Genomic DNA, 25,167 nt, shown 5'->3' with positions numbered 1-25,167 from the left:
TATAATCACGGCAGTTTTGGCTAAGTAGCGTACATTATGTTTTTAACTCCTTATTTTTCTAGCAACGACAAGCAATTCCAATTCACTCGCCTTCAGGCCAGTCATTTCGCCAAAAAAGTGGCCGGTGACTACAACCCTATTCACGATGAAGACAACAAGCGCTTCTGTGTACCCGGTGATCTATTGTTTGCTGTGCTGCTACAAAAAGAAGGCGTCAGCCAGAAGATGCGTTTTGACTTCTCAGGTATGGTGAACGATGGCATTGCCCTGCACATTGAGAACAAATGCAGCAAAGAAGCCGCGGTGGTTGATGCCAACGGTAAAGAATACCTGCACATGAACCGTGAAGGCGCAGTGAGCCACGATCCCGCGTTCATTGAGCACGTTGTGACAAACTACGTACAGTTCTCCGGCATGAACTTCCCTCACATCATGGTGCCTCTGATGGAAGAGCAGCAGATGATGATCAACTGCCAGCGTCCTTTGGTGATTTACGAAAGCATGGAAGTAGAATTTGCCCGCCTAGACCTGACCCACCCAGAAGTCAGCTTTGCCGGCGCCACCTTTGATGTTGAAGGTAAACGCGGCGTTGTTACACTCAACTTTGATTTTAAAGAAGATGGCGAAATTGTCGGCAAAGGTGTCAAGCGCATGGTGGCCAGCGGCCTGAAGCCATACAACCAAGCCGACATCGATGATTTGGTAAATCGCTTCAATGAGCGTAAAGACGCGTTTCTTGCTCAGTTTAGTGTTGCTGCGTGATTAGTTAGGATCATTACATAGCGATTGATAAAACTACGCCCCACAATAGTGGGGCGTAGTTTTTGTATGTGTGACGATAGTTATTTTTTATATGGATTTAATCTAACACGCTTTTGGACAGAAATGAGTTTCGGAAAATTGAATATTAGCAAAGCATGAATAGCTTGAGGTATGGCAAAGTGAAAAAAGCCCACTGTCAGAACTCAATTAGCCAGGCTGTTGGGTATCTAGCTCCGGTTCTATTTGGCTAAAAGTTAGTTTATGTTTGCCATCTTGACTACTAAAAGTGAAATTAACTTTATTTGTATTGTCGGTCAGCCCATTTTCGTTAAAATCTTTAAGACTTAAGTTACCCCACATATCTTCATAGCAAATAGCCATAACCTTGAAATCATACTTCCCATTGAGCAGATAATTACCAAAAGAGCCTTTAGATAAGGTATTCGAAATTCCAGATAACAGAGACAATTCTGTTCTATTGTCATCCTCTGAGCTGATTTGCTCAATACCTATCCAACGGTGTACTTTGTATTTCATCTCGCTAAATTTGATGCCGTTAGTTGTAATCTCGTTCTTGCCTATGTTATTGACATGATCTGTAAGTTGAATCAGACTTTGTATTGACCTTGCATATTCAACTCTTGTCATTTGAGACAAAGCCGCTTCATCGGACATCATTGATCGGAAAGTAGCTAAACTTTCCTCTAAGCAAAAGCCCATCGCACTCGAAACCATTTTAAACCATTCACTACCGCTACACTGATCTTTTAAATAGTGTTCAGTAACATCTTTATAGTAATAACATTTGCTGGAAACACTAAGGGCAGAGATATTTGGATTGGTAAAAAATATGTCTTCATCTTCATTCTTGTGGTAACGAGCCAATTCATTCCCACTTACATCAGTAGAAAACGCAAAGAGCACAGTTGGAGAGAGCCCTCCGATAGATTTATATCTAGAAAATTTATCAACTGTCGACTTCAACTCTGTTGAAGTAAGCTTACTTTTAACCTCAAAGTTATATTTTACGGCCTCGACTGGTACAAAGGACAAGTCACTTTTCATATACGATGGCAATATCTCGTTGTCATAAATTAATATGTCCGTTTCATTCGATTGCTCACCTTTCGAGTTTTCAATTATTCCTCTGGTAATGTTGTACCTATGAGGAATAACTTCTTTTAGCAGGTCTGATAGCTCATTTTCATTCAAACCACCTTTAACGCCATTGTGAACTATGTCTTTGTTTACACAAAATTCACTTTTCATAGTGTTGATTTTTTCGTTAACTTTTCTAGCTATAATACTCATTTGCTAAATCCTAAGCCCACTGAATAGGTCGAAATATTCTACACAATGTATATGTGTTGCTCATACTTTAAAAGTTGCATTTCTAGTATGAGTAATTATGGTTTTGTGAGCCCTGATGGGTCAGTCGAATTTACCCCTGTGATACAACACGGGGATTCAAGACGAACAGCATTAGAAGAATGGATAATTTTTAGTAGGGCAAAACCCCATGAACAGCATATGAATGAGTAAAAGGTTTATCCAACAATGGGCATTTCCGAGCCATCCACTAGGCACCTCTAATACCACCAAATATTAACGCTCCAATCACCTTACCACTAAATCCACCGGCGCACGCTCTGCTTGTAATCAATAAACGCTTGGCCAAAACGTTGCTCTAAGGCGCGCTCTTCGGGTTCGATTTGGAAACGATTGATGTAGAGGACAAAGCCGAACGATAGCAGGATGGAGAGCAGGTTTTGTTGCCAGTAGGCAAAGCCGAACAGCAGAAGGAATAAGCCTAAGTACATCGGGTTGCGCGTGATGCTGTAAATGCCCTTCACGACCATTTGTGATGTTTCGTGGGGCTTTTGTGGGTGAACGGTAGTTTTGGCGCGTTTGAAGGCGATAATGCCTGTGATCCCCACGTAGCCAGCGCAAACAAAACAGATCGCAAACACGGTAAAGCCAAACGGCAGTGGAAAGCGCAACGTTGGGAAGAGCTGAGCGACTTTAGCAATCACAACAAACATCGCAATAAATACCGCGACGGGAGGGATCTTAAGTTCGAGCTTTTGCATCTTGGTTCTCCACTGCTTTGTTTTGGGGAGTGTTATTACCCGCCAATATGATAAAAATAGCCCAGATGCGAGTTCTGGGCTATTGAGAGCGTGACCTAGCTTGAGATCAGTTTATACGATTTGTAACAGCGCCTGTAACGGGTGCTGAGTCACCTGTGATTCAAAGCGTTTGACCTGACTGCGGCATGAGTAGCCGGTGATCAAACAGCGCTCTTTAGGCAATGCGTCTAAGTTGGGCTTCCAGCTCAGTTGATAAATGTCTTTCGACATGGTGAGCTTATCCACCTCGTGACCAAACGTCCCCGCCATACCACAGCAGCCCACTGGCACGGTATTTAGCTTGGCGCCGAAATGAGTAAAGATGGCGCCCCACTCTTTCTCAGCGTTTGGCATCTTGGTTTTCTCGGTGCAGTGCGCAAACAGATACCAAGGTTCGTCATTATTGGCTGAATCACGGGTTGAGTTGTTGACCTCAAACTCTGACAATTTCGGATAGAGCCACTCATGCACGGTCAACACCTCAAAATCGCCGCGCGCCTCACCAAGTACCTCTTTATATTCGTCGCGGTAACAAAGAACCAACGCAGGATCGACGCCGACTAAAGGCACGCCGACATCGGCCACTTGCTCTAAGAAGGCGGCGGTGTTTTTCGCGCTTGAGGCAAACTGCTTCAAAAAGCCTTTGATATGCTGGGCTTTGCCGTTGGGCTTAAACGGCAGCAAAATCGGCGTTTTACCGAGCTTTTGTACCAACTTGGCAAAATCTTCCACAACTTGCGCGTCGTAGTAACTGGTGAATGGGTCTTGCACGATCACGACGTGATTTTGCTTGTCATCCGCAGAGAGCGCTGCAAGCTCTTGAAGATTAAACGGCTTAAGCGCGGATAAGCGCGATTTGAGCGTCGGTGTTGAGAGCAAAGGCGCATCGACATAACCGACGGTGGCAGCCGTCATCTCTTGCACCCACTTTTGGCTAAGAACGCCGTTGACCAACTTAGGCGCTTTAGCCATCAAAGGCAGCATGGTTTCAATGTTCGCCACCAGATAATCTTTCGCTGGACGCTGATAACGTGAGTAGTAGATGTTTAAAAAGCGCGAGCGGAAGCTCGGCACATCGACTTTAATCGGACACTGGCTCGCACACGCTTTACAGGCCAAACAGCCACTCATCGCCTCAAACACCTCGTGAGAGAAATCGTATTCGTGACGCTTGTTGAGTGTATTGCGGACACGGTCGATCATAGTCTTGATGCTTGGCGTGCGCTCTAGCGTCTGCTTTTCCAGGTCGAGCACATCAATGTTTTGCTCACTTAACTGGCGCAACCACTCTCGCACTATCCCTGCACGTCCTTTTGGCGAGTGACGGCGATCGGCAGTGACCTTCATCGACGGGCACATTGGCGAAGCGGTGTCATAGTTAAAACAGAGACCGTTGCCGTTACACTCCATTGCTTGCTTAAAGCTGTCTCGCACTTGTACATCGATTTGGCGATCATAGTAGCCGCGTTTGGTATCGGTCACTTTAACCAAAGACTCTTGGCTATCGAGCGGCGTACATATTTTGCCAGGGTTCATTTTGTTGTGTGGGTCAAAGGCGGCTTTAACACGGCGCAGCTCAGTAAAGAGCTCTTGACCGAAGAACTCCGGACCGTATTCAGAGCGGAAGCCTTTACCATGCTCGCCCCACATAAGACCGCCGTATTTGGCCACAAGCTTCACCACCTCATCGGAGATCTGGTGCATCAGCGCTTCTTGTTTCGGATCGCACAAGTCCAACGCAGGACGCACATGCAATACCCCCGCATCCACGTGGCCAAACATGCCGTAATTCAGCTGTTTGTCATCCAACAGTTGGCGAAACTCTGAGATAAAATCGGCCAAGTTTTCTGGTGGCACACACGTATCTTCGGCAAACGCGACCGGCTTTGCGCGTCCTTTCGCCGCGCCGAGCAAGCCCACCGCTTTTTTACGCATATTGTAAATACGGCCAATACTCGCCAAATCATCACACACTTGGTAGCCAATGATCCCAGCTTCACCCGCTGCGAGCATCTCTTCTAGACGGGCGGTTAAGTCACTCACTTGTTGTGCGACTTCCTGCTCATCTTGCCCGGCGAACTCCACCATGTTGATGCCCTGCATCTCTTTGCCCGGGACATCGGCTAACAGATCGCTGACAGTGTGCCAAACAATGTCTTCTTTGGCTAAGTTGAGCACTTTAGAGTCCACCGTCTCAACGGAGAGCGCTTTGGCTTCCACCATAAACGGCGCATTGCGCAAGGCAGAATCAAACGTGTCGTATTTTACGTTAACTAGGGTACGCGCTTTAGGAATTGGCGTGAGATTGAGCTTGGCTTCGGTGATAAAAGCGAGCGAGCCTTCTGCGCCGCACAGCACACGGGTAATATCGAAGGTATCGTTTGCTTCATCAAACGCATTTTTTAAATCGTAACCCGTTAAGAAACGGTTAAGCGGCGGGAATTTAGCGTTAATCTGCGCGCGTTTGTCGCGGCACACTTGCTCAGTGACCGTTAACGCTTTATGCGCGTACTCGCCCTCTTTCGGTAGCCCATGAGATAAGTCCGACTCAAGAATCGAACCATCGGCAAACACCGCTTGCAATGACAGGACATGATCAGAGGTTTTACCATATTTGAGTGACCCCTGCCCCGAGGCATCGGTATTGATCATGCCACCCAAGGTTGCGCGGTTACTGGTGGAAAGATCTGGCGAGAAGAAGTAGCCGTATGGGCGCACCGCATCATTGAGCTGATCTTTAATCACGCCGGTTTGGACTCGCACCCACCCCTCTTCGGAGTTGATTTCGAGAATCTTATTCATGTAGCGCGACAAATCGACCACGATGCCTTTCGTCAGCGATTGACCATTAGTTCCGGTACCGCCACCACGCGGTGAAAAGGTGACACGTTCATAGGCGGCTTTGCTGCCGAGTTGACCAATCAGCGCGACATCTTGCGTCGATTTCGGGTGGATAACGGCTTGCGGTAGTTGCTGATAGACGCTGTTGTCGGTGGCGACAGCGAGGCGACTTGAGTATTGGCTTTCGATATCGCCGCTGAAACCGGCGAGTTTTAATTCATCAAGAAAACCGAGGACGACGGGATCGACATCTGGTTGAGAGTGTAATCTTGGTAACATTTGCTTCCTGCCCCTACTGCGCTGATCCTATCAGCATTGGGTTCGATACATTCGGGTTATAATTTGAGTTAGGTCACTTTACAACATTTAAAAGGGTGATCAAAACAGAAATGCAGTGTCAAATTGGAACTTCTCGCAATTCTTTCCCACACTTAGAAATCATGGACTTGATTTAAAGTGCTTTTATGAGCGATTCATCAATGAAGAAAAACAAAATCATCACGACAGAAGACATTCTCCTTAAGTTATGCCAGTCCGTTTCTGGCGTTATGACCTCTGCGACCAGCTCTCAAATTACCTACTCTGCCATGGTGCAGAAAATCACCAAGACCAGCCTAAAACCGGACTTCGGTTGTTTTGTCCTCTTTGATGGTGGTTTTTCTGGGTTGGTGGTGATCAACTTTACGGCCAAAGCCGCGCTTGAGGTGTACACCAACTACATGCGCAATATGGGGATGCCGGAAGAAGAGCTCGCCGTCACTCACACCTCCGACGAAGTGGCCGATGTACTGGGTGAGCTGATGAACCAGCTCGTCGGTGCGTTCACCAACCAAGTGCGCAAAGATCTGCAAACCCACATCACGCAGAACCAACCTAAAATGCTGTCACTCAACAAACAAGTGATTCTGTCGGTCGATACCAACCTTGATCGTCCTCAAGCGCGACGTGTGACCTTCTCGACTGAGAAAGGCAACATCTTCTACTTAGAGTTGGCGATGGATAAGACTGAGTTTATTCAGCTCGAAGAATTTGAAAGCCACGACGAAGATGAAACGCCAGACAGCATCCTAGAGAGAGCGCGCCAAGAGATGCAGGACAAAGAGAAAAAATCGACCGATAAAAATGACGATGCCGATGACATCTTCGCCGAACTAGGTATCTAAATCCGCCAACTTTTCAGCCCAGCGGTTTTTACCCCCTTCAAACGCCATCGACTTTTCGGTGGCGTTTTCCTACATCACCATTTCCGTTTTATGACAGAACACGTTAAAATAGCCGACTTTGTTAAATTAGTTACCCCTTAGCTGTCGATGGATAAACAAAAAGCCCTCAAAAAAATAGCGAAGTGTCTGGAGCTCGGAAACTCAGCCAACGTTAACGAAGCCGCCAATGCCATCAAGATGGCACATCGCTTGATGCTCAAATATGGTCTCGACAAGGACGATATCGAGTTTATCAAGATGGGCAAAACCCAATCGACACACTTACTCCCTGCCAATGTCAGCTCGAATCTGCTGCGCATCATCCGTGGTATCAACACCAAATTCGGCGTTGAGGCAGTGCTGTTAAACCATAAGGGTTTAAAACGCGTGGAGTTTATTGGCGAAGCGGATCGCGCCATCTTCGCCGCCTTCGCTTTTGACATCGTATACCGCGAAATGAACGAACAGACCGGTCGTTTCAGAAACAGTTTTGCAGGCACCGGGACATCTAACGCCGAAGTCACTCGCCGCGTGAACTCGTTTTTGTCTGGATGGGTGGAAGGTGCGTTGGAAAAACTGCCGATCATCTCTCCAGATGAAGAGTCTGCGAAAAAAATCGATGACTACATCGATAAAGAGTTTCAAAACATCGATCGTGAAACCTTCAAGCAGCAGCTGCGTGAAGCGATGAAAAACATCACAGAAGATTACGAAGTGGGTCTTAAGAAAGGTCGAACCGTATCGGTCAATCGCCCGATCGATGGTGGACAAGCGCCAAAACTGCTGCGTTAACCCAAGAGTGCGTTAGCCCAAGAGTGTGCTAGCTCGATGCTTCAACGCTAGATCGGCAACGGCATGAGAGAAAAGCGACGCCGCGCACTCATCAACTTGGTTAAGAGGCATACACATCTTTGCGCGGCTGAGTATAATCAAAGGTATCACTGGTCAACTTTACCAAACGGACGTTGTTTTTGACTCGATTTGCGGCTTTACTTTTCCTTATTCTGAGCACCTCACTCTGGGCCAATACGCTTGAAGAGCTTCAGCAGCAGGCCCAAGCGAATAATGTTCACGCTCAGTTCCAACTCGCCAGCACTTACCTTGCACAAGAAAACCCCGATCAACAAACGATCGATGATGCCCTCTATTGGCTCGAAACATCGGCGCAAGGGGGTAACCGTCAAGCTGCGTTTGAATTAGCCAGCTTGTCGCTTGATAATAACAGCGTCAGACCCGACCTAGAAAAAGCCCTCTTCTGGCTTACGAAATTGGCATTGGCCGATGACGCTCAAGCTCAGCTGCAACTTGGCCGAGTCTATGAGCAACTGTCAGTACAACCCGACAACCTTGATCTTGCCAAGGTGTGGTTTCAACTCGCTGCGCAAAATGCCACTGACCCAAGCTTACAAAGTGACGCCGAAAACGGATACAACCGTGTCTTAGAAGCACAATTTAACGCCAGGAGAGCCAAGCAAGTGGCGGCCATCAGTCAACTAGACGTTGCCTTTGACGATGAATCCATCACCCTCAGCCCTCAAGCCCAAACCATCGACGCCAGCCAAGAGCACGATGGTGTTTTGTTCAGCTTGATGGGTCTTTGCCTGCTAACAAGTGGCCTTTGCATTTGGCTGTGGCGCAAGCAAAGAGGTTTAGTACGCCAGCGCACCGCGACTGAGCAACAAGGCCATGCTCAAGCGTCTAAAATGCAAACCAGAGTTAAAGAGCAAGATGCTCTGCTCAAGCAGCAAAAGCGCCAGCTTGAAACTCTCTACCGTGAATTTAAAAAGCTGCAAGGGCAAAGCAAGGTTTCTCCCACTCGTCCAACGCAGAGCAAACCTGCGGCGCCTTCACCGGTTTACTTAGCCAGTGCAATGTTTGGCTTTAAGCCCTCACAATTGCCCAGTGAGCGTGAAATCAAAGTACGTTACAAGCAATTAAGTAAGATTTATCACCCGGATCTCAAAGGCAGCGAAGAGGAAATGAAGCGTCTTAACGGTGCGCTCAAGCTTCTGATTAAAGAGGTTAACAAATAGTTACATTTACCCTGCGCATCCTGTTCAAGTTTTCACCAAACGTTTAAAACTCAGCGTTGCGCAATCGATCTCCATCCCACTTCGATAACAAATCATTAACCTAACCGTGTTCTGTATGTCATAATCCTGCCCGACAATAAACCTGAGCAAGAAAAACAGACTCGGGTAAAATGGGGAGAACGAGATGTTTACGATCGAAGGAGTATGTGACTGGTGTAAAAAGCCCAGCCTACTCACCAAGCATGATTATGTCGATGGCAAGTACCACCACTCTTGCAAAGAGTGTTTTGAATACGCGACACTGGATGTGCGTCAATTCAATCTTGCCGAGCTCCGCCAACGCGAGCGCCTATCACACTCACTGTGAGTTAGACAGTTATCAGCACTTCTCTCAAGGACGACAAGCCACTCTCAACGAGTGGCTTTTTAGTCTCTGGTTTTCTACTATCTTGGCGTTTAACCGTTCTCTGGTGCATCGGCTTGACACTCAGGTCGCGCGCGGGCAAACGCCGCCAACTTACCAAGTGACGCTGTCACATCCGCAATATTGGGATAGCGCCGCATATCGAGGTCAAAGCGATGTGCATTATAGACTTGCGGCACCAAACAGACGTCCACTAAGGTCACTTCATCCCCAACACAGTAGCAGCCGCGACGCTCGCTAATACGTGACTCAAGCGCCTCAAAAGCGACTTCAATCCAGTGTCGGTACCACTGCTGTTTTTGCTCTTCGCTGACGTGCAATGTCGAAGTGAGGTACTGGAGCACGCGCAAGTTATTAATGGGATGAAGATCCGCGGCAATATCCAAGGCCAAAGCTTTGACCCAATATCGCTCGTCACCTGACGGAGGAATCAATCTTGAGTGTGGATAGGTTTCATCAAGATACTCAATAATCGCCAGTGACTGGTGAATGCGCCTATCACCCTCCACCAGCACAGGGACTAACTTCGCAGGATTGATCGCTTGATACGCATCGCTGTGCTGCTCACCACCCTCTTTGACCAGATGAATCGGGCGTAATTGATAGCTCAAGCCTTTTAGGTTGAGTGCAATTCGGACTCGATACGCCGCAGAGGAACGCCAGTAATCGTAAAGAATCCGCTCACTCATAGCGCACAACCTGTTGATCAATAGCGCCAAAGATCGACGCGCCCTGCTCATCGAGCATCTCTATTTTGATGCGATCGCCAAAACGCATAAAAGACGTGGCAGGCTGACCATCACGGATAGTTTCAATCATTCGCACCTCGGCAATGCAGGAATAGCCAACACCTCCCTCCATAATAGACGTTCCGTAATCTGTGCCTTGCTTGTTGGAAACAGTGCCTGAGCCAATAATGGCTCCGGCGCCCAGTGGGCGTGTTGCTGCTGCGTGCGCGATAAGCTCAGGGAACTCAAAGGTCATGTCCACACTAGCGTTTGGGCAGCCAAACGGTTCGTTGTTGAAGTGGCTTAGCAGCGGCAACGCCACCTTTGCGCCATCCCACGCGTCCCCTAGCTCATCTGGGGTGACCGCGACCGGAGAAAACACCGACGACGGTTTGGATTGAAAAAAGCCAAAGCCTTTCGCTAACTCATTGGGGATTAACCCGCGCAACGAGACATCATTGACCAACATTAACAACCGAATTGAAGATTTGGCCTCCTCAGCGCTGACGCCCATCGGCACATCACCTGTGATGACGGCCACTTCCCCTTCAAAGTCGATGCCCCAAGATTCATCCGCCAGTGGGATGTCATCGGTTGGACCAATAAAGTGATCCGACCCACCTTGATACATCAGTGGATCGGTCCAAAAACTGGGCGGCATCTCCGCGCCGCGTGCTTTGCGCACCAATTCGACGTGGTTGACGTACGCAGAGCCGTCGGCCCATTGATACGCACGTGGCAAAGGAGACTCACACTGCTGAGCCGAAAACGCCAGCGAATCTTTGGCTTCGCCTAGGTTCAAACGTTGATATTGAGTCTCAAGCTGCGGCGCCACGCTGGACCAATCATCAAGCGCAGCTTGCAAGGTCGGCGCAATGTCTGAGACATCCAAATAACGGCTTAAGTCCTTGCTAACCACAACAAGCCGACCATCGCGTGTTCCATTTTTCAAACTGGCGAGCTTCATACTTCCTCCTTGCCCGTGGGCTGACGCCAACTGTAGACATAATCAATATTCTCCACCTCACTCGCCGCTTGACCGATGTCGAGCGCATGCCGGGTATCGATCATGACCGCTACTTCGTCGGTGAAGGTTTTCTTGTGGGCTTGCCCGGCTTGAAACGCCTTGGGGTGCGGCCCGTGAGTAAACCCTGCGGGGTGAAAGGTCACCATGCCGGCTTCGATGTTGTCACGACTAAAAAAATCTCCAGCGTGGTAGAACAGCACTTCATCATAGTCATCATTGTTATGAAAAAACGGTACTTTCAACGCACCGGGATCACTTTCAATTGGGCGCGGCACGAACGTACAAACGACAAATCCCTCACCGACAAAGGTGGTATGCGCCGATGGCGGCAGATGATAACGATGTGACATCAGCGGCCGAATATCACGCCAGTTGACTCGCACCACGGATAAGTCACCATGCCAACCAATCGCATCCAGTGGATTGAACGGATAGGTCACCACACTCACCTGTTCGTGGCGTTTGATGTGTACCTCTGTGGTTTGCTCTGAATACTGCGCTTTAAACGCCTCATCAATACTGGGCACATCGAGCACCGCAGGATCAAATACCGCGTGATTGCCGACCATGCCTTTCTCTGGTAGCGAATAGGCGGCATCGCTGTTTTCAATCATCAACACAAACATGGGTTCTGAGATCTCTATGCGCCAAGACGTCGAACGTGGAATCATCACGTAATCCCCTTCACGCACCGACAAGTGACCGTAGTCGCAATAGAGCTCCCCACTGCCTTGGTGAATAAACAGCAGATCGTCACCATCGGCGTTGCGCACCAAATGACGCATCGACTGCTCGCAGCGCCAGACTCGAACCTTACAATGGCGATTGTGTAACAGCTTCGGCACGTGCCAAGGGGAGGACTGACGCGCACTGTCTACCTGATTGAAGTTGAACGCGCGTGGCTTAAGATCCCCTTGCCACTCACTCCATCCCGTCGGCGCGTGTCGATGATGAAAGTGACTGGCAGGACCGAAAAATCCACTGCGACCGGCCTCTCGCTCAAAAATGGCCTCATCAGGAAAATCCGCATGGGCTTGCTTAGAGCAGACGCCCTCCCGATGCGGAAAGGTGATCCATTTACGCATCACTCAGTACCCCGCGACGAATTTGATCTTCTTCGATGGATTCAAACAGCGCCTTGAAATTACCTTCACCGAATCCTTCATTGCCTTTACGTTGAATGATTTCAAAAAACACCGGGCCAATCACCGTTTGGGTGAAAATTTGCAGCAGTATGCCGTCTTTCATCGGTGCGCCATCGATAAGAATTTGCAGCTCACGCAGGCGTGCGAGCTCTTCACTGTGCCCCTCGACACGCTGATTCACTTTTTCATAATAGGTATCAGGGGTAGGCATAAAGTCCATGCCGCGATCGCGCAGAGTCTGCACCGTTTGGTAGATGTCGTTGGTGCTCAGCGCAATGTGTTGAATGCCTTCGCCGTTGTACTCACGAATAAACTCTTCAATCTGCGATTTGTCGTCAGACGATTCGTTGATTGGGATACGAATCTTGCCACACGGCGCGGTCATCGCTCGGCTCACAAGACCGGTCAACTTGCCTTCAATATCAAAGTAACGAATCTCTTTAAAGTTACCGATCCGTTCGTAAAATCCAGCCCAGGTGTCCATGTTGCCTTGCTTAACGTTATGCGTGAGGTGATCGATTTCAAACAGCCCTACATCCATAGTGTTCATGCGCTCGTCAGCATCGGCATAGAATCGGAAATCCACATCATAGATACTGCCGTCTTGGTAGCGGTCAACGAAGTAAAGCAAGCTATCACCTATGCCGTACACCGCCGGAATGGAGAGCTCCATAGGACCAATTTCCGTGACATAGCGCTCGGCGCCATTGTTTAACGCATGCTCAAGTGCCTTGGCAGCATCTTTGACTCGAAACGCCATGCCGCAAACCGAAGGGCCATGTAGGCGCGAGAACTGCTCAGCTTGACTGTGAGGCTCCGCGTTAACGATAAAATTGACGTCCCCTTGGCGATACAACCACGCCTCTTTTGAGCGATGCTTTGCTACCTCTGCAAAGCCGAGTGACGCAAACAGCGCTTTCAGATCTTGAATGCCCTTGTCATCAGCAGCGGTATATTCAACAAATTCAAATCCGTCTGTGCCTAACGGGTTTAGTGCCGTATTCATGGTGTTATCCTCACCTGTTGTTGATCTCTATCGCCTTTAAATTCGCCCATTGATACGATTAATGAAATATCGAGGCTCGATTTGGCACCTATTCAAAAAATCACATGGAAATGTAAAATAAATGTAACACCACAATAAAATCACCATAAACACATGATTTAACTATCCCAAACCCGCCCAATTACAGTAACAATTATTTTACAATCACTCTTGTGTGATAAATTTCCTTAAGCAGTGGCGAACTCCTCGCCACTTAAGTCAAGATTGAGTCAAATCCGCCTTCGATTTGATTTGGCGCAGCGTCATGGCGCTCGCTCTCATTAGGCTAACGCCATCTATTCCCCTCACCACAACCCATGAGGTAGACCATGAGTCACATCAACCCATCACGCTTGGTCGAGCATTTTATTGAGCTTGTCAAAATCGACAGTGAGACAGGCAATGAAAAACAGATTTCAGAACACCTAGCAGAGCAGCTCGGCGAGCTCGGTTTCACCGTACACAAACTGCCCGTCCCGGCTCATATCTCTAACGGTCATAACCTGTATGCGAAATTGGAAGGCAGCCTAGCAGGTAGCATCGCGTTCAGCTGTCACATGGACACCGTAACGCCAGGCATAGGTATTGAACCTGTGATTGAAGACGGCATTATTCGCTCTAAAGGAGAGACCATCCTAGGTGGCGACGACAAATCGGGCATTGCCGCTATCATGGAAGCGGTACGCGTGCTAAAAGAACACAATCAAGCGCACAAAACCATTGAGCTTGCTTTCACCGTGCATGAAGAAGGTGGCCTATTTGGCTCTGAGCATTTTGATATGAGCTTTATCGAGTCCAACCACGCCATCGTACTTGATACCGGCGGCCCGATTGGCACCATTGTCAATGCCGCCCCGGGCCAACAGAAAATCGTCGCGAAATTTATCGGCCGCCCAGCACACGCAGGCCTTGCGCCAGAAGAAGGCATCAGCGCCATTCAAGTTGCCGCAGAGGCGATCACGCAAATGAAGCTGCTGCGCATTGATGAAGAGACCACCGCCAATATCGGGATTGTCGAAGGGGGCAACGCCACCAATATTGTGATGCCTGAACTGACGGTAGTGGCCGAAGCGCGCTCGCTCAATGGCGACAAACTCGACGCGCAAGTTGAGCATATGATTGAGACTTTCCAGCGCGCCGCTGACGCCCACGGCGCACAGGTTGAAATTGAATCGACACGTGCTTACAACGCCTTTGTCATCGACGAAGCGTCACCATTGATTCAATCGGTTAAAGCCTCTTTTGACGCAATTGGTGCACAGCCATTCACCAAAGGCACCGGTGGTGGCAGTGACGCCAACAACTTTAACGCCAAAGGGCTAACGACCGTGAACATCTCAACGGGTATGGCAAAAGTGCACACGACAGAAGAGTACATCACCATTGATGACATGGTGAAAGTGACCGAGTTTGTTCAGCACTACGTAACTCAAGCGTAAACGAGCTAACAGCACAAACAAGCCCATCTGTTTTCTACATGTAACGAAGCGGATGGGTTTTATCTCAATGTGATGTCGCGAAAATGCGGATTTTCCACCAAAACTGACAACTGTTTGATCTCATCGAGCACCACCAAACGCTCTTGTTGATGGATGCTGATCAGCATGGCTTCTCGCCTGCTCTCATCTCGGCGCGTATCCAGCGCAATCCCTTCCATCTCGGTGCCATCTTTGAGTGCCAAACGCACGGGATAACGGTAGAGGCAAACAATTTCAATATAGTCATAGTCACTGCAACGTATCATGCATCACTCCTTATCGAAACTGTCGACCACGATGGCACCCATGGAGGCTGGCATGGTGATCACCACCACGCGCTTAAATGAGGTGATGGGGTCTTCCATCAGGGGCAACTTATCCAGACAGACCAGCACTAAGGCGACCACACACGCCGCAATCAAATACGCCGCGACGATGCGCGCAACAAACTCCCATTTGCGCGTCTGAACGTTACTTTGGAATACGCTTTGATAGGTAAACAGGGTTAAGAACACCACCGAGAGCGAAAACAGGAGAAACAAATTGAGCGGCGGTAAGGTTTCACCCAAACGCCACGCCTCTTCAGAGAACGAAATCGGCACAGCAAGCGCAAAGGCGCCGACAAATATCTGACTCGCATCTTCGAAATTAAAGCTATATTTCATTCACTTATCCTGCAGAATTTTCTATCAAGCTTAGTTGATAAGGCGAGGACGATAAAGCGCTAGAGCCGTTATCGTCACGACAAAATGATTTCGTGGAAGTTTTCCCAATATCGTGGTCAGTTGTGGCTAGAATGGCGCAACTTTTCTATTCGGATAGCCTCCATGAGTCTACTTGAAAATCTCTCCATTATCATGGCGCTGATCTTAACCAGTTGCTTTTTCTCCATGTCAGAAATCTCGTTGGCTGCGGCGCGTAAAATTCGTCTGCGCCAACTCGCTGACGATGGCGATCACCGCGCGACCTTAGTCCTCGGGCTACAAACCCATCCGGGTAACTTTTTTACCGTGGTGCAAATTGGCCTCAATGCCGTGGCTATCATGGGCGGTATCGTCGGTGAATCGGCGTTTACCCCGTATATCGCCGCTATGTTGAGCCACTGGGTGCCCGCTGCGTGGATCGCGCAGACTAGCTTTGTGCTCTCTTTTACCTTGGTCACTAGCCTGTTTATTTTGTTCGCCGATCTGATGCCTAAGCGCATTGCGATGGCGATGCCGGAAACCGTCGCGTTGGCCCTCGTGAAACCACTCTTGGTGTGCATTCTGATCCTCAAACCCATCGTACTAGTATTTAACGGTTTGGCGACGCTGATTTTTCGCCTATTGCGCGTCCCTGCCGAACGCAATGACGACATCACCAGTGATGACATCTACGCCGTCATGGATGCAGGAGCCGAAGCAGGCGTCCTCGATACGAACGAGCAGCAAATGATGGAAAGCGTGTTTCAGATGCAATCGATCCCCGTTACGTCTGCCATGACGCCGCGTGAAGACATTGCGTTTCTCTCACTTGATGACGATGAAACCATGCTTAAGCGCAAGATCGCCGACAACCCTCATCACAAATTTTTAGTCTGTAATGGTCAGCTCGATGCGATCAAAGGCTTTGTCAATTCAACCGAACTGTTGATCCGCCTCATCAATGAGCAAACGTTGGATCTTAAAAGCAGCAGCGTGGTGCAAACCTGCCCCATCATCCCTGACACCTTGAGCCTATCGGAAGCGTTGGAATACTTTAAATCCAATCGCGTCGACTTCTCTGTGGTGATGAACGAATACGCCTTGGTCATGGGTGTTGTGACTTTCAATGATTTGCAAAGCGCCGTGATGGGCAGTTGGGTGTTGGCCGAAGGTGAAGAGCAAATTGTCGCCCGTGACGAGCATTCTTGGCTGGTCGATGGTGTCACGCCAATCACCGATGTGATGCGCACACTGCAAATTGACGAACTGCCCCATTCACAAAACTACGAAACGATCGCCGGCTTTATGATGTTTATGTTAAAGAAAATTCCGCGACGCACTGATTCGGTCACCTACTCTGGCTACAAATTTGAGGTGGTCGACATCGATGACCATAAAGTAGACCAATTGCTGGTCACTCGAGTGGAACAAAAAGACGACGAGCAGTAACGCACCAACCGTTACCAAGACTCCTCTTGAAAACGGGCGGACCTCGCTTGAGCGAGTGTGCAGTCCGTTTTCGCCATCAGTTCCGTTAAGGTGATACTGGGATTACCGGCGATAAGCTGAGCAAGCTGGATGTTGAGTGGCAACGGCGCAGGAGCACGCGCGGCAACTCGCGCATTGATGAGCGTGTCAATTTTTTGCCTAACGTAGGCATAATCTTCGCAGCTATCTTCGCGGCTAAGCAATTCATGACAGAGAGCATTGAGCGCCCCCTCTTCCCCTACCAACTGCCAGTGGCGTGAACGCCTAACACGGCTCAACACACAGTGGTGCTGCTGCGCGAGTCGTTTGAGGTTTTGACACTTCTCTCTGCCCAGTTTTTGCACCAATGAGGGCAGTGCGAGTGTCACAAGGTCAGCTTGAAGAGTCATAACAGAGATCAGTGGGTGTTGGATTGGGTCACTTTATCGTAAAAGGCCTGTGCGTCCAGCGGTTTTGAGAAAAAGTAGCCTTGATACTCATCACACCCTTCATTAAACAGTAGAGATAATTGCTCAGAGGTCTCAACACCTTCTGCCACGACCGATTTACCTAGGTTTTGCCCCATCTGAATAATGGTTCGCACCAACATGTGATCGGTGATGTCAGTGGTGCAATCATCAACAAATGACTTATCGATTTTAAGTACATCAATGGGTAAACGCTTCAAGTAGTTGAGTGACGAGTATTCAATCCCGAAATCATCAATGGCCACCGACATCCCTCGCTCTCGCAGGCGTTCACACGCTTCCACCACATATTCGGGCTCTTTCATTAAGGTCGATTCTGTGATTTCAATTTGTAGCGCCTCACCAGGCAACTGGGCGTTATCGAGCGCGTCGATGATAAAACTGGCAACGTCATCATGGGCAAACTGAACGGTAGAGACATTAATCGACACAAGGATCGGTAGCCCAGAGTCATGCCAAGCTTCCACCTGCTTAATGCTTTGCGTAATCACCCAACGGCCAAGAAGCACGATAAACCCAGTTCGTTCTGCAATCGGGATAAATTCGAACGGCGAAATCATACCAAGCTGGGGGTGTGACCAACGAATCAGCGCTTCGGCTCCAACCACGCGATCGCTGATCATAGAGACCTTAGGCTGATAATGCAGAACGAAATGGCCCAATTGCAGGCTCTGCTTCATCTCCGACTCCAACTGATGCTGACGAATCGTCTCATCGAGCAGTTGGTCATCGTACCAAACGATGGAGCCGGGCCCTTGGGATAGCGCGCGATAGAGTGCCAAATTCGCATTTTTCCCCCACAGACTCACCACACCATTCGCGTGCTTGGCCAGCGCAACCCCCACACAAAAATTCAGCCGATAGGTCGTGTCGCCGACTACAAACAGCTTGCTGTGTTTGGTAAGAATGGTGTCTAGCACGGTTTGCAGCTTTCGCTCTACATGGACATTTTCCACCAGCACGACAAACTCATCGCCTGCAATGCGATACATTTGGGCTTGGTTTTCTATTAATCCACTGATGTGGCTGGCGAAAGATTGCAGTAGCTCATCACCATTGCGATAGCCCAATTTGTCATTGACGCTTTTGAAATTGTGCAGACCAATCTGCAATACCCCAAAACAGTGTGCATTACTCTCGTTCATGGCCGATACCGCCGCATAGAAGGCATTAATATTGGGCAGCTTGGTCAAGTAATCGGTGAAGCTGTCTTTTTTAAAGGCCAGCGTTTGTTGTTGGGTTTTCTTGATGTAATACGTCATCAGGGTAGCGAACACGGTGATCGCGCCCACATCTATGGCGTCTTCGATAAACTCGTCAAAGTCATCGGGATCTAGGCTGTGAAGATAGCTGACAATCAGTAATGCCGCGATAGCCAGAGGCCAAAACGACCCGGGAAATAGGACGATGAAACAGAGTGGCAGTAAAATGAAGCTCTTTTCGATGGCATCCATCTCTAACGGCTCAATCAGCCCACCGATAAAAATCAGGCTCGCCGCTAACAGCGCGCAGATACGCTTACGCTGCTCAGATTGAGTGAACAAAGCATAAATCATTAAGGGGGGAAAGAGTAAATACGCCGCTCTGCCCATCTCGTGTTCGAGCAGCAGGGTGCGAGAAATCAGGGCAATAGAGAGAACATAGGCCACTTGAATCGCCATTCCGATCGACCGATTGAATAAATTCTCTTGCACTGCCATCCCTAATCTGTGGGTGATTTAAAATTTATAGCGACTTTGTTGCATAATTTCCACACTTTTTCGTCAATCCAATACCTTTGTCGAACAAGCAGATACAAAAAAGAGGAAGGGGTTCACCGCTTCCTCTTTACATGAATGTAGGGATAACTTTACAGCCCGAGCTGTTCTGCCATCGCTTTCATCTCTTCAAGATCCATTTGATGGACACGAATCATCTGGTTGATTTGGCTCAAACGAGAATTGGCGGCATCTTGTTTGTCGCACGCATCCGATTTCGCTTCCCAAGAGGTGCCTTCTAGAAAGGTGTCACACGCTTTCTTCAGTGAGGCTAGCTTAGGCTCCAACTCGTCGCGCTCTTTTTGCAATGCGGCTAATTCTTGTTTGACTCTCAGTTCTTGTTGGAAGAGCTCACGCGAACGCTCAAACATGGTTGCCTGCATATCGGCTTGGCGATTAAGCTGCGCATTTTCACCCGCGACATCCGCTAACTGTGATTTCTGCTCGCCGACTTGTTGCTCTAGGGACAGGTTGACCTTTTCCAGCTCCGCCACTTGCGATTCAAGCTGAGCGATTGATGCCTCGTACTGCGCTTTTTGCTCTTCAATCGCTTGCTCCAGCTTTTGCTGCACTTCAACGTCAACGTTGGCGACTTTTTCTTCCACCGTCACCACGAGCTGTTTTTTGTCTGACACCAGCGTTTGATACTGCGATTCCAACGCGTGGTATGTCTGTTGCCACTTTGACGCCGTCACGCTCGAGCCAATTAATGCTCCTAGTGCGATACCCAATACACCTGCTATAGCAATATAGAAGTAGGTTCGCTTGTCGCGTTGTTCGATAACGACCACATCATCATTATCTACGTCTGTCTGTTTATTCACGTATGACTCCTGCTTCACTAGCGAATCAACTCGGTGATCACGAGTGTCACGGTATAAATTAAAAACCCTGAAATCAACGTCACCACCACTGCTTTTTGCAGTTTTTCGCTCGTGCGATAGCGGATCAACACAAATGCCAATGCGACCAAAAAGGCAATCGCTAACAATCTTGTCATAGCCTCTCCTTAGCTGTACCCACATGCTTGGGGGCAACTTGATAACCTTTTCATTTATACCATTTTTTCGCGCCTTTTGGTCAGCGTCCGGTAGTTTTATTCTGTTTACTTAGGTGAGTGCGCAAATTATCCGCGCTTAATACCTTTTATGAGTGATTCATTTGGGCAAGCTGCACTTTTGGGGTATAAAGAGCGCGACACCAAATGGGAGATAAACATGAAACCGTATCAGTTAGAGAAGAAAAAACGTCGTATTCAAAAGAAATTGTTCCTCGGCGAATTTGCCGTGCTGGGTTTCGAGATTCGTTGTGAAACCAACATTCAAGATTTCGACCGCTACGACCAGTTTGTGGATGATTTTATTGACTACATCGACAGCCTTGGTTTGTGCTTCGGTGGCGGTGGCCTTGAGACATTTGACGGTTTCCTATGCAGTGTGGCCCGCTACGGCAATGCGACGGCTGAGCAGCAAGCTTTGGTTGGCGCGTGGCTAGAAAAACGCGAAGAAGTGACCAACGTGGAGATCGGCGAGCTGGTAGACGCCAACTACTTCTAAGCTTTCATCTTTGATTGTTCAAAAATAGCGCAGTTGAGCGCTATTTTTTTCCCCTCAATTCACCATACTTTCAGCGTTTTCCGCGCCCTCCCCTCTTAAAACGATCACAAGTGCAAAAACACGCTTGATCTCACAAAAAAAAGTGTTACAGTTCTCGCGTTAATAGCACAGAACTATTGACCATCTTTTGCTCAACGCATTGAGCAATTGTTCCGACGAAGACTGCAGGAGAGTGGTTAATAACTAAATTTTAACATTTAGTTAAGATAACCCGCCGAAGAATTAACTATTTCAGGTGCTACTTAGGTAGCGAGGACTGTAGTTGGAGGAACCTCTGGAGAGAACCGCTCTACCTTGTTGTAGAAAGTGGTCGCCGAAGGAGCAAGCCTATTTTTAGGTGAAACTCTCAGGCAAAAGGACAGAGGAGTGAAAAGACCCGTTATTCGGTAGCTTCCTGTCTATCGTTTTTGAGATCATCGATCTCGGCTTTTCCCTCTTCTCCTTATTTAAGCATTATCAATTTAAGGGGAACCCATGAATAACCTACAATCTTTACTGATCACTATCGACAATTTCGTTTGGGGACCGCCCCTGCTGATTTTGTTGGTGGGTACCGGTGTCTATTTTACTTTTCGTTTAGGCTTGCTCCAGTTTAGACACCTTCCCACGGCACTGAAAATGGTGTTCAGCAAATCAGACTCCGGCAAGCAAGGGGATATTTCCAGCTTTGCTGCGCTTTGTACCGCCCTGTCCGCCACCATAGGTACGGGCAACATCGTTGGTGTCGCCACCGCCATCAAACTGGGTGGTCCCGGCGCACTATTTTGGATGTGGTTGGCGGCCCTATTTGGCATGGCCACCAAGTACGCTGAGTGTCTACTCGCAGTGAAATACCGCAAAGTGGATGATAAAGGTCAAATGGTCGGCGGACCGATGTACTACTTGCAATATGGTGTCGGTTCTAAAACCTTAGCCGTGCTATTTGCCATTTTCGCCCTCGGTGTCGCCTGTTTTGGTATCGGTACCTTCCCGCAGGTTAACGCCATTTTGGATGCTTCTGAAATCTCGTTTGGTGTATCCCGTGAGGTCTCGGCGGTCGTACTGACGCTATTGGTCGCTTTTGTAACGCTAGGTGGCATTCAGTCGATTGCGAAAGTCGCAGGAAAAGTGGTGCCTATGATGGCGCTGTTCTATGTGATGGCGTGTTTGAGTGTCATCATCATGAATTCTGATCAGCTTTTCGCTGCCGTTGAATTGGTAGTCGTCTCTGCCTTTACACCAACCGCAGCGACAGGCGGCTTCCTAGGGGCAAGCATTATGCTGGCGATTCAATCTGGGATTGCCCGCGGCGTGTTCTCCAACGAATCTGGCCTGGGTAGCGCACCGATGGCAGCGGCCGCAGCGAAGACCGACTCTTGCGTCAAGCAAGGTCTGATCTCGATGACCGGCACCTTCTTTGACACCATCATCATCTGTACCATGACGGGCCTTGCCTTGATCCTGACTGGCGCATGGCAAAGCGATTTTGCTGGCGCGGCCATGACTACTCACGCCTTTGCCGTCGGACTTAACGCCGACACGCTAGGTCCATTGCTCGTCTCCATTGGCCTGATTTTCTTCGCCTTTACGACTATTTTGGGCTGGAACTACTACGGCGAACGTTGCGTTGTGTTCTTACTAGGTACTAAGGCTGTACTGCCTTACAAAGTCATCTTTGTCGCTCTGGTCGCTTCTGGTGCGTTCCTTCACCTCGATATGATTTGGATCATCGCCGACATCGTCAACGGACTCATGGCCATTCCTAACCTTATCGGCTTGATTGCGTTGCGCCACATTGTGGTCGAAGAGACTAAACAGTACTTTGCTGCGCTGTCGGTGGGTAGCAGTGCCAAAACCACCGCGTAAGACGACCGTGTAAGGTGACGTGATCAAAAAGCCCGCGCTCTAGCAAGCGCGGGCTTTTTCATTTCTAATCCACTGTGATTTCTAATACATTGTGTATAGATTAAATTCTCTTTAAATCTGCGGTTTTTCAATCATCAGTTTAACACCAAGCGCAATAAGAACCGCGCCGGTGGTCCCTTCCATCCAGCGATTAAAACGCGCACTGCGAAGCAGAGATTTAGCCCGAGTCAGCACGCCCGCCAGTCCACACTGCCATACCATCGCAATCACAAAATGGATCGCAGCCATCACACATGACTGCACAAACGCAGAACCCTCTGGATTGATGAACTGAGGTAAAAACGCCAGATAAAACACCGCCGTTTTAGGGTTCAGCACGTTCGACAAGAAGCCTTCTCGCAGTGAGCGCCACGCCGTCGCTTTGGTGTGCGTCACCGTTTGCATCGCGATCCCCGCATCCAATTGGCCATTGAACAGCCCCTTAATGGACATTACACCTAGCCAAATCAAATAGGCCGCGCCGACCATTTTCACCGCACTAAATAGCTCAGCCGATTGCGCCAAGACCGCCGAGATACCAATCGCAGAAAAGGTGGCATGGACAAACAAGCCCGAGCAAATCCCCAAACTGGTTAATACACCATCGGAAAAGCCGCCACGCGACGAGTTACGAATCACAAGCGCAGTATCGAGTCCTGGGGTTAACGTCAAAATGGTGATGGCGACCAAAAACGCTTCCATATTGTTGATCATTGCAGGTCCTTATTATTGGGGAGCAGAGGCTCCAGTCAGCGCGAGATATAACCAGGTCATCTCAGGAAAGATCGCCATCTTATAGCAAGGCCGCCAAAATAGGCAATGATTATGCTTCTTGCTGCAATTATTGAACGCAAACCCCTTGGTCAATGCTGGGGAGGTTGTTAAGATTTTGGTTTTCCCAGTCACCTAAGGTGTGGTCATGAGCGCATTCGACAAACTCAAACAGCATTCCCAAAAAATTTCTCGTTTTAATCACTTAGCGGCCATCTGTGGATGGGACCAAGCGGCTGTGATGCCGAGCGGAGGGAATCAAGCTCGCTCAGAGGCAATGGCCGAGCTATCCGTGCATATTCATCAATTGCATACCCAGCCACAGCTAGCGGATTGGTTTGCCGAAGCAGAAACAGAAACGCTCAGCGTTGAAGAGAGCGCCACACTGCGAGAGCTTAAACGCCAGTGGCAACAAGCCAATTTGCTGCCTGAAGCACTGGTGCAGGCCAAATCCCTAGCGGGCTCGAAATGTGAACACGCTTGGCGTACCCAGCGTGGCCAAAACGACTGGATCGGGTTTGAGAAAAACTGGGCAGAAGTCGTTAAACTTTCGAAAGAAGAGGCGCAAATTCGTGCCGATGCCAACGGATCGACACCGTATGATGCGATGCTCGACATTTACGAACCGGGCACCACGTCAACGTCGCTCGATACGCTGTTTGCCGATGTAAAAAGCTGGCTACCTGCCTTGATCGATGAGGTGATCGAAAAGCAGTCTTCTGAGCACTACCTCACCCCAACAGGCCATTTCCCTACCGAGCAACAAAAAGCGCTCGGGCTGGATGTGATGAAACTACTGCAATTCGATTTCGATCATGGCCGATTGGATGAGAGCGTCCACCCTTTTTGTGGTGGCGTACCGCAAGATGTGCGAATTACCACCCGCTACGATGAAAACGAATTTGTACAATCGCTCATGGGCATCGTTCACGAGACAGGCCACGCCCGCTATGAGCAAGGTTTACCCAAAGCACTAGCAGGATTGCGGTCAGGCGAAGCTCGCTCAATGGGTATTCATGAGTCTCAATCACTGTTTTTCGAAATGCAAGTGGGCCGCAGTGATGCGTTTATTGCCCATCTATCACGACTTGCCACCCAACACTTCTCCGGACACGATACGTCGCTCTTTAGTCAAGCGAACTTTCAAAAGCTTTACACTCGCGTCAAAAAAGACTTTATCCGCGTTGATGCCGACGAGCTCACCTATCCGGCTCACGTCATTTTGCGCTATGAGATCGAGCGTGATTTGATCAATGGTGATATTTCCCACCAAGATGTTCCAGAGCTCTGGGACACAAAAATGCGCCAGTATCTCGGCCTTTCTACCGCCGGTAATTTCAAAAATGGCTGCATGCAAGACATTCACTGGACGGATGGCGCCTTCGGCTACTTCCCATCATACACCTTGGGGGCCATGTACGCGGCGCAGTTTATGGCAGCGATGAAGAAAACCGTGGATGTGGATGAAGCTATTCACTCTGGTGACCTCACGCCTATTTTTGCTTGGCTGGGCGATAACATCTGGAGCAAGGGCAGCTTACTGACAACCGATGAGCTGGTTAAATCGGCAACAAGCGAAGTGTTGAACGCTCAGTTCTTCCAAAATCACCTGAGAAGTCGATACCTGTAGATAGTACTCACGTAAAATGAAACGCCGTCACAGGGTTTACCCTGTGACGGCGTTTTT

At 48.9% G+C, this 25,167-nt stretch carries 24 protein-coding genes and 1 riboswitch; of the genes, 10 read left to right on the top strand and 14 right to left on the bottom strand.

The genetic code is table 11. The annotated features are described in order from the left end of the window. Nucleotides 1–36 precede the first annotated feature (36 nt). Entirely contained in the window at nt 37–762 is a 726-nt protein-coding gene (locus tag AC6R03_RS09230) for a DUF3581 domain-containing protein (RefSeq protein ID WP_500632179.1), read from the top strand. Nucleotides 763–969: 207 nt separating this feature from the next. On the opposite strand, the gene AC6R03_RS09225 is transcribed toward AC6R03_RS09230, so the two are convergent. The 3 genes from AC6R03_RS09225 to ydiJ all read right to left on the bottom strand — a co-directional run bounded on the left by AC6R03_RS09225 (nt 970) and on the right by ydiJ (nt 6,011). Further along, a complete protein-coding gene (locus tag AC6R03_RS09225; protein ID WP_500632178.1) occupies nt 970–2,073 on the bottom strand; it encodes a DUF6602 domain-containing protein in 1,104 nt (367 codons plus the stop codon). A gap of 317 nt (nt 2,074–2,390) precedes the next feature. Beyond that, nucleotides 2,391–2,852, bottom strand: a complete 462-nt coding sequence (locus AC6R03_RS09220; protein WP_334550541.1) for a methyltransferase family protein — start codon at nt 2,850–2,852, stop codon at nt 2,391–2,393. 111 nt (nt 2,853–2,963) lie between these two features. Next, nucleotides 2,964–6,011, bottom strand: coding sequence for a D-2-hydroxyglutarate dehydrogenase YdiJ (gene ydiJ, locus AC6R03_RS09215; RefSeq protein ID WP_500632177.1), 3,048 nt, complete (start codon nt 6,009–6,011; stop codon nt 2,964–2,966). A 200-nt stretch (nt 6,012–6,211) separates the two neighbouring features. Here ydiJ and AC6R03_RS09210 point away from each other — a divergent pair, with 200 nt between their 5' ends. The 4 genes from AC6R03_RS09210 to AC6R03_RS09195 all read left to right on the top strand — a co-directional run bounded on the left by AC6R03_RS09210 (nt 6,212) and on the right by AC6R03_RS09195 (nt 9,334). Next, entirely contained in the window at nt 6,212–6,895 is a 684-nt protein-coding gene (locus AC6R03_RS09210) for a DUF3334 family protein (RefSeq protein WP_500632221.1), read from the top strand. A gap of 147 nt (nt 6,896–7,042) precedes the next feature. Then, complete coding sequence (locus AC6R03_RS09205) at nt 7,043–7,726, top strand: DUF2786 domain-containing protein (RefSeq protein WP_334550544.1); 684 nt, start codon at nt 7,043–7,045, stop codon at nt 7,724–7,726. A gap of 179 nt (nt 7,727–7,905) precedes the next feature. After that, nucleotides 7,906–8,967, top strand: coding sequence for a tetratricopeptide repeat protein (locus AC6R03_RS09200; RefSeq protein WP_500632176.1), 1,062 nt, complete (start codon nt 7,906–7,908; stop codon nt 8,965–8,967). Nucleotides 8,968–9,151: 184 nt separating this feature from the next. Continuing rightward, complete coding sequence (locus AC6R03_RS09195; RefSeq protein ID WP_334550546.1) at nt 9,152–9,334, top strand: hypothetical protein; 183 nt, start codon at nt 9,152–9,154, stop codon at nt 9,332–9,334. A gap of 89 nt (nt 9,335–9,423) precedes the next feature. On the opposite strand, the gene maiA is transcribed toward AC6R03_RS09195, so the two are convergent. From maiA to hppD, 4 genes are read right to left on the bottom strand one after another with little or no spacing between them, the layout of a single operon-like run. Next, nucleotides 9,424–10,080 carry a maleylacetoacetate isomerase gene (maiA, locus tag AC6R03_RS09190; protein ID WP_500632175.1) on the bottom strand — a complete coding sequence of 219 codons (657 nt, stop codon included), beginning with the start codon at nt 10,078–10,080 and terminating at the stop codon, nt 9,424–9,426. Beyond that, on the bottom strand, nt 10,073–11,086 hold the full coding sequence (locus AC6R03_RS09185) for a fumarylacetoacetate hydrolase family protein (protein WP_500632174.1): 1,014 nt from the start codon (nt 11,084–11,086) through the stop codon (nt 10,073–10,075). Before AC6R03_RS09185 ends, maiA begins: the two co-directional genes overlap by 8 nt. Further along, the gene (locus tag AC6R03_RS09180; protein WP_500632173.1) at nt 11,083–12,231 is read right to left on the bottom strand and encodes a homogentisate 1,2-dioxygenase; all 1,149 of its coding nucleotides are present in this window, start codon (nt 12,229–12,231) and stop codon (nt 11,083–11,085) included. The genes AC6R03_RS09185 and AC6R03_RS09180 overlap by 4 nt, the downstream gene beginning before the upstream one ends. Further along, nucleotides 12,224–13,297 carry a 4-hydroxyphenylpyruvate dioxygenase gene (gene hppD, locus AC6R03_RS09175; RefSeq protein WP_500632172.1) on the bottom strand — a complete coding sequence of 358 codons (1,074 nt, stop codon included), beginning with the start codon at nt 13,295–13,297 and terminating at the stop codon, nt 12,224–12,226. The genes AC6R03_RS09180 and hppD overlap by 8 nt, the downstream gene beginning before the upstream one ends. A 368-nt stretch (nt 13,298–13,665) precedes the next feature. Between hppD and AC6R03_RS09170 the strand changes: the two genes are divergently transcribed. Further along, the gene (locus AC6R03_RS09170) at nt 13,666–14,775 is read left to right on the top strand and encodes a M20/M25/M40 family metallo-hydrolase (protein WP_500632171.1); all 1,110 of its coding nucleotides are present in this window, start codon (nt 13,666–13,668) and stop codon (nt 14,773–14,775) included. A gap of 59 nt (nt 14,776–14,834) precedes the next feature. Here AC6R03_RS09170 and AC6R03_RS09165 read toward each other — a convergent pair whose 3' ends face one another. Then, nucleotides 14,835–15,080 (bottom strand): Rho-binding antiterminator, encoded by a 246-nt coding sequence (locus AC6R03_RS09165; RefSeq protein WP_500632170.1) that lies wholly within the window; start codon nt 15,078–15,080, stop codon nt 14,835–14,837. Between the two features lie 3 nt (nt 15,081–15,083). Further along, nucleotides 15,084–15,479, bottom strand: coding sequence for a DUF2391 family protein (locus AC6R03_RS09160; protein ID WP_334550553.1), 396 nt, complete (start codon nt 15,477–15,479; stop codon nt 15,084–15,086). Nucleotides 15,480–15,641: 162 nt separating this feature from the next. Here AC6R03_RS09160 and paeA point away from each other — a divergent pair, with 162 nt between their 5' ends. Continuing rightward, on the top strand, nt 15,642–16,946 hold the full coding sequence (paeA, locus tag AC6R03_RS09155) for a polyamine export protein PaeA (protein ID WP_500632169.1): 1,305 nt from the start codon (nt 15,642–15,644) through the stop codon (nt 16,944–16,946). Between the two features lie 11 nt (nt 16,947–16,957). Here the strand turns inward: paeA and AC6R03_RS09150 are convergent, their stop codons facing one another. The 4 genes from AC6R03_RS09150 to AC6R03_RS09135 form a co-directional block, all read right to left on the bottom strand. Continuing rightward, complete coding sequence (locus tag AC6R03_RS09150) at nt 16,958–17,374, bottom strand: ribosome recycling factor family protein (protein ID WP_500632168.1); 417 nt, start codon at nt 17,372–17,374, stop codon at nt 16,958–16,960. Between the two features lie 8 nt (nt 17,375–17,382). Next, nucleotides 17,383–19,152 (bottom strand): putative bifunctional diguanylate cyclase/phosphodiesterase, encoded by a 1,770-nt coding sequence (locus AC6R03_RS09145; RefSeq protein WP_500632167.1) that lies wholly within the window; start codon nt 19,150–19,152, stop codon nt 17,383–17,385. A gap of 149 nt (nt 19,153–19,301) precedes the next feature. Further along, nucleotides 19,302–20,033: a chromosome partitioning protein ParA gene (locus tag AC6R03_RS09140; protein WP_500632166.1), complete on the bottom strand. Its 732-nt coding sequence runs from the start codon at nt 20,031–20,033 to the stop codon at nt 19,302–19,304. A 17-nt stretch (nt 20,034–20,050) separates the two neighbouring features. Beyond that, nucleotides 20,051–20,209 (bottom strand): hypothetical protein, encoded by a 159-nt coding sequence (locus AC6R03_RS09135; RefSeq protein ID WP_487902409.1) that lies wholly within the window; start codon nt 20,207–20,209, stop codon nt 20,051–20,053. A gap of 217 nt (nt 20,210–20,426) precedes the next feature. On the opposite strand from AC6R03_RS09135, the gene AC6R03_RS09130 reads away from it, so the two are divergent. Continuing rightward, complete coding sequence (locus tag AC6R03_RS09130) at nt 20,427–20,765, top strand: YggL 50S ribosome-binding family protein (RefSeq protein WP_500632165.1); 339 nt, start codon at nt 20,427–20,429, stop codon at nt 20,763–20,765. Between the two features lie 324 nt (nt 20,766–21,089). Further along, nucleotides 21,090–21,197, top strand: a riboswitch (glycine riboswitch). 102 nt (nt 21,198–21,299) lie between these two features. Next, nucleotides 21,300–22,670: an alanine/glycine:cation symporter family protein gene (locus tag AC6R03_RS09125; protein ID WP_500626817.1), complete on the top strand. Its 1,371-nt coding sequence runs from the start codon at nt 21,300–21,302 to the stop codon at nt 22,668–22,670. Between the two features lie 111 nt (nt 22,671–22,781). Here the strand turns inward: AC6R03_RS09125 and AC6R03_RS09120 are convergent, their stop codons facing one another. After that, nucleotides 22,782–23,423 carry a LysE family translocator gene (locus tag AC6R03_RS09120; RefSeq protein ID WP_500631547.1) on the bottom strand — a complete coding sequence of 214 codons (642 nt, stop codon included), beginning with the start codon at nt 23,421–23,423 and terminating at the stop codon, nt 22,782–22,784. Between the two features lie 205 nt (nt 23,424–23,628). Here AC6R03_RS09120 and AC6R03_RS09115 point away from each other — a divergent pair, with 205 nt between their 5' ends. Further along, complete coding sequence (locus tag AC6R03_RS09115; RefSeq protein WP_500631548.1) at nt 23,629–25,110, top strand: carboxypeptidase M32; 1,482 nt, start codon at nt 23,629–23,631, stop codon at nt 25,108–25,110. Nucleotides 25,111–25,167: the final 57 nt, after the last annotated feature.

Source organism: Vibrio sp. R10-SG-ISO4, from assembly GCF_059834135.1.
The sequence above is the reverse complement of the archived record's forward strand: the minus strand, read 5'-3'. Positions and strand labels throughout refer to the sequence as shown.

What these genes read in the sequence shown, in the direction of transcription:
- AC6R03_RS09115 (WP_500631548.1), top strand. Translation starts at nt 23,629, where the DNA reads ATGAGCGCATTCGACAAACTCAAACAGCATTCCCAAAAAATTTCTCGT.
- AC6R03_RS09170 (WP_500632171.1), top strand. Translation starts at nt 13,666, where the DNA reads ATGAGTCACATCAACCCATCACGCTTGGTCGAGCATTTTATTGAGCTT.
- AC6R03_RS09230 (WP_500632179.1), top strand. Translation starts at nt 37, where the DNA reads ATGTTTTTAACTCCTTATTTTTCTAGCAACGACAAGCAATTCCAATTC.
- AC6R03_RS09150 (WP_500632168.1), bottom strand. Translation starts at nt 17,374, where the DNA reads ATGACTCTTCAAGCTGACCTTGTGACACTCGCACTGCCCTCATTGGTG.
- paeA (WP_500632169.1), top strand. Translation starts at nt 15,642, where the DNA reads ATGAGTCTACTTGAAAATCTCTCCATTATCATGGCGCTGATCTTAACC.
- ydiJ (WP_500632177.1), bottom strand. Translation starts at nt 6,011, where the DNA reads ATGTTACCAAGATTACACTCTCAACCAGATGTCGATCCCGTCGTCCTC.
- AC6R03_RS09220 (WP_334550541.1), bottom strand. Translation starts at nt 2,852, where the DNA reads ATGCAAAAGCTCGAACTTAAGATCCCTCCCGTCGCGGTATTTATTGCG.
- AC6R03_RS09210 (WP_500632221.1), top strand. Translation starts at nt 6,212, where the DNA reads ATGAAGAAAAACAAAATCATCACGACAGAAGACATTCTCCTTAAGTTA.
- AC6R03_RS09120 (WP_500631547.1), bottom strand. Translation starts at nt 23,423, where the DNA reads ATGATCAACAATATGGAAGCGTTTTTGGTCGCCATCACCATTTTGACG.
- AC6R03_RS09135 (WP_487902409.1), bottom strand. Translation starts at nt 20,209, where the DNA reads ATGACAAGATTGTTAGCGATTGCCTTTTTGGTCGCATTGGCATTTGTG.
- maiA (WP_500632175.1), bottom strand. Translation starts at nt 10,080, where the DNA reads ATGAGTGAGCGGATTCTTTACGATTACTGGCGTTCCTCTGCGGCGTAT.
- AC6R03_RS09185 (WP_500632174.1), bottom strand. Translation starts at nt 11,086, where the DNA reads ATGAAGCTCGCCAGTTTGAAAAATGGAACACGCGATGGTCGGCTTGTT.
- AC6R03_RS09180 (WP_500632173.1), bottom strand. Translation starts at nt 12,231, where the DNA reads ATGCGTAAATGGATCACCTTTCCGCATCGGGAGGGCGTCTGCTCTAAG.
- AC6R03_RS09145 (WP_500632167.1), bottom strand. Translation starts at nt 19,152, where the DNA reads ATGGCAGTGCAAGAGAATTTATTCAATCGGTCGATCGGAATGGCGATT.
- AC6R03_RS09205 (WP_334550544.1), top strand. Translation starts at nt 7,043, where the DNA reads ATGGATAAACAAAAAGCCCTCAAAAAAATAGCGAAGTGTCTGGAGCTC.
- AC6R03_RS09195 (WP_334550546.1), top strand. Translation starts at nt 9,152, where the DNA reads ATGTTTACGATCGAAGGAGTATGTGACTGGTGTAAAAAGCCCAGCCTA.
- hppD (WP_500632172.1), bottom strand. Translation starts at nt 13,297, where the DNA reads ATGAATACGGCACTAAACCCGTTAGGCACAGACGGATTTGAATTTGTT.
- AC6R03_RS09165 (WP_500632170.1), bottom strand. Translation starts at nt 15,080, where the DNA reads ATGATACGTTGCAGTGACTATGACTATATTGAAATTGTTTGCCTCTAC.
- AC6R03_RS09225 (WP_500632178.1), bottom strand. Translation starts at nt 2,073, where the DNA reads ATGAGTATTATAGCTAGAAAAGTTAACGAAAAAATCAACACTATGAAA.
- AC6R03_RS09125 (WP_500626817.1), top strand. Translation starts at nt 21,300, where the DNA reads ATGAATAACCTACAATCTTTACTGATCACTATCGACAATTTCGTTTGG.
- AC6R03_RS09160 (WP_334550553.1), bottom strand. Translation starts at nt 15,479, where the DNA reads ATGAAATATAGCTTTAATTTCGAAGATGCGAGTCAGATATTTGTCGGC.
- AC6R03_RS09130 (WP_500632165.1), top strand. Translation starts at nt 20,427, where the DNA reads ATGAAACCGTATCAGTTAGAGAAGAAAAAACGTCGTATTCAAAAGAAA.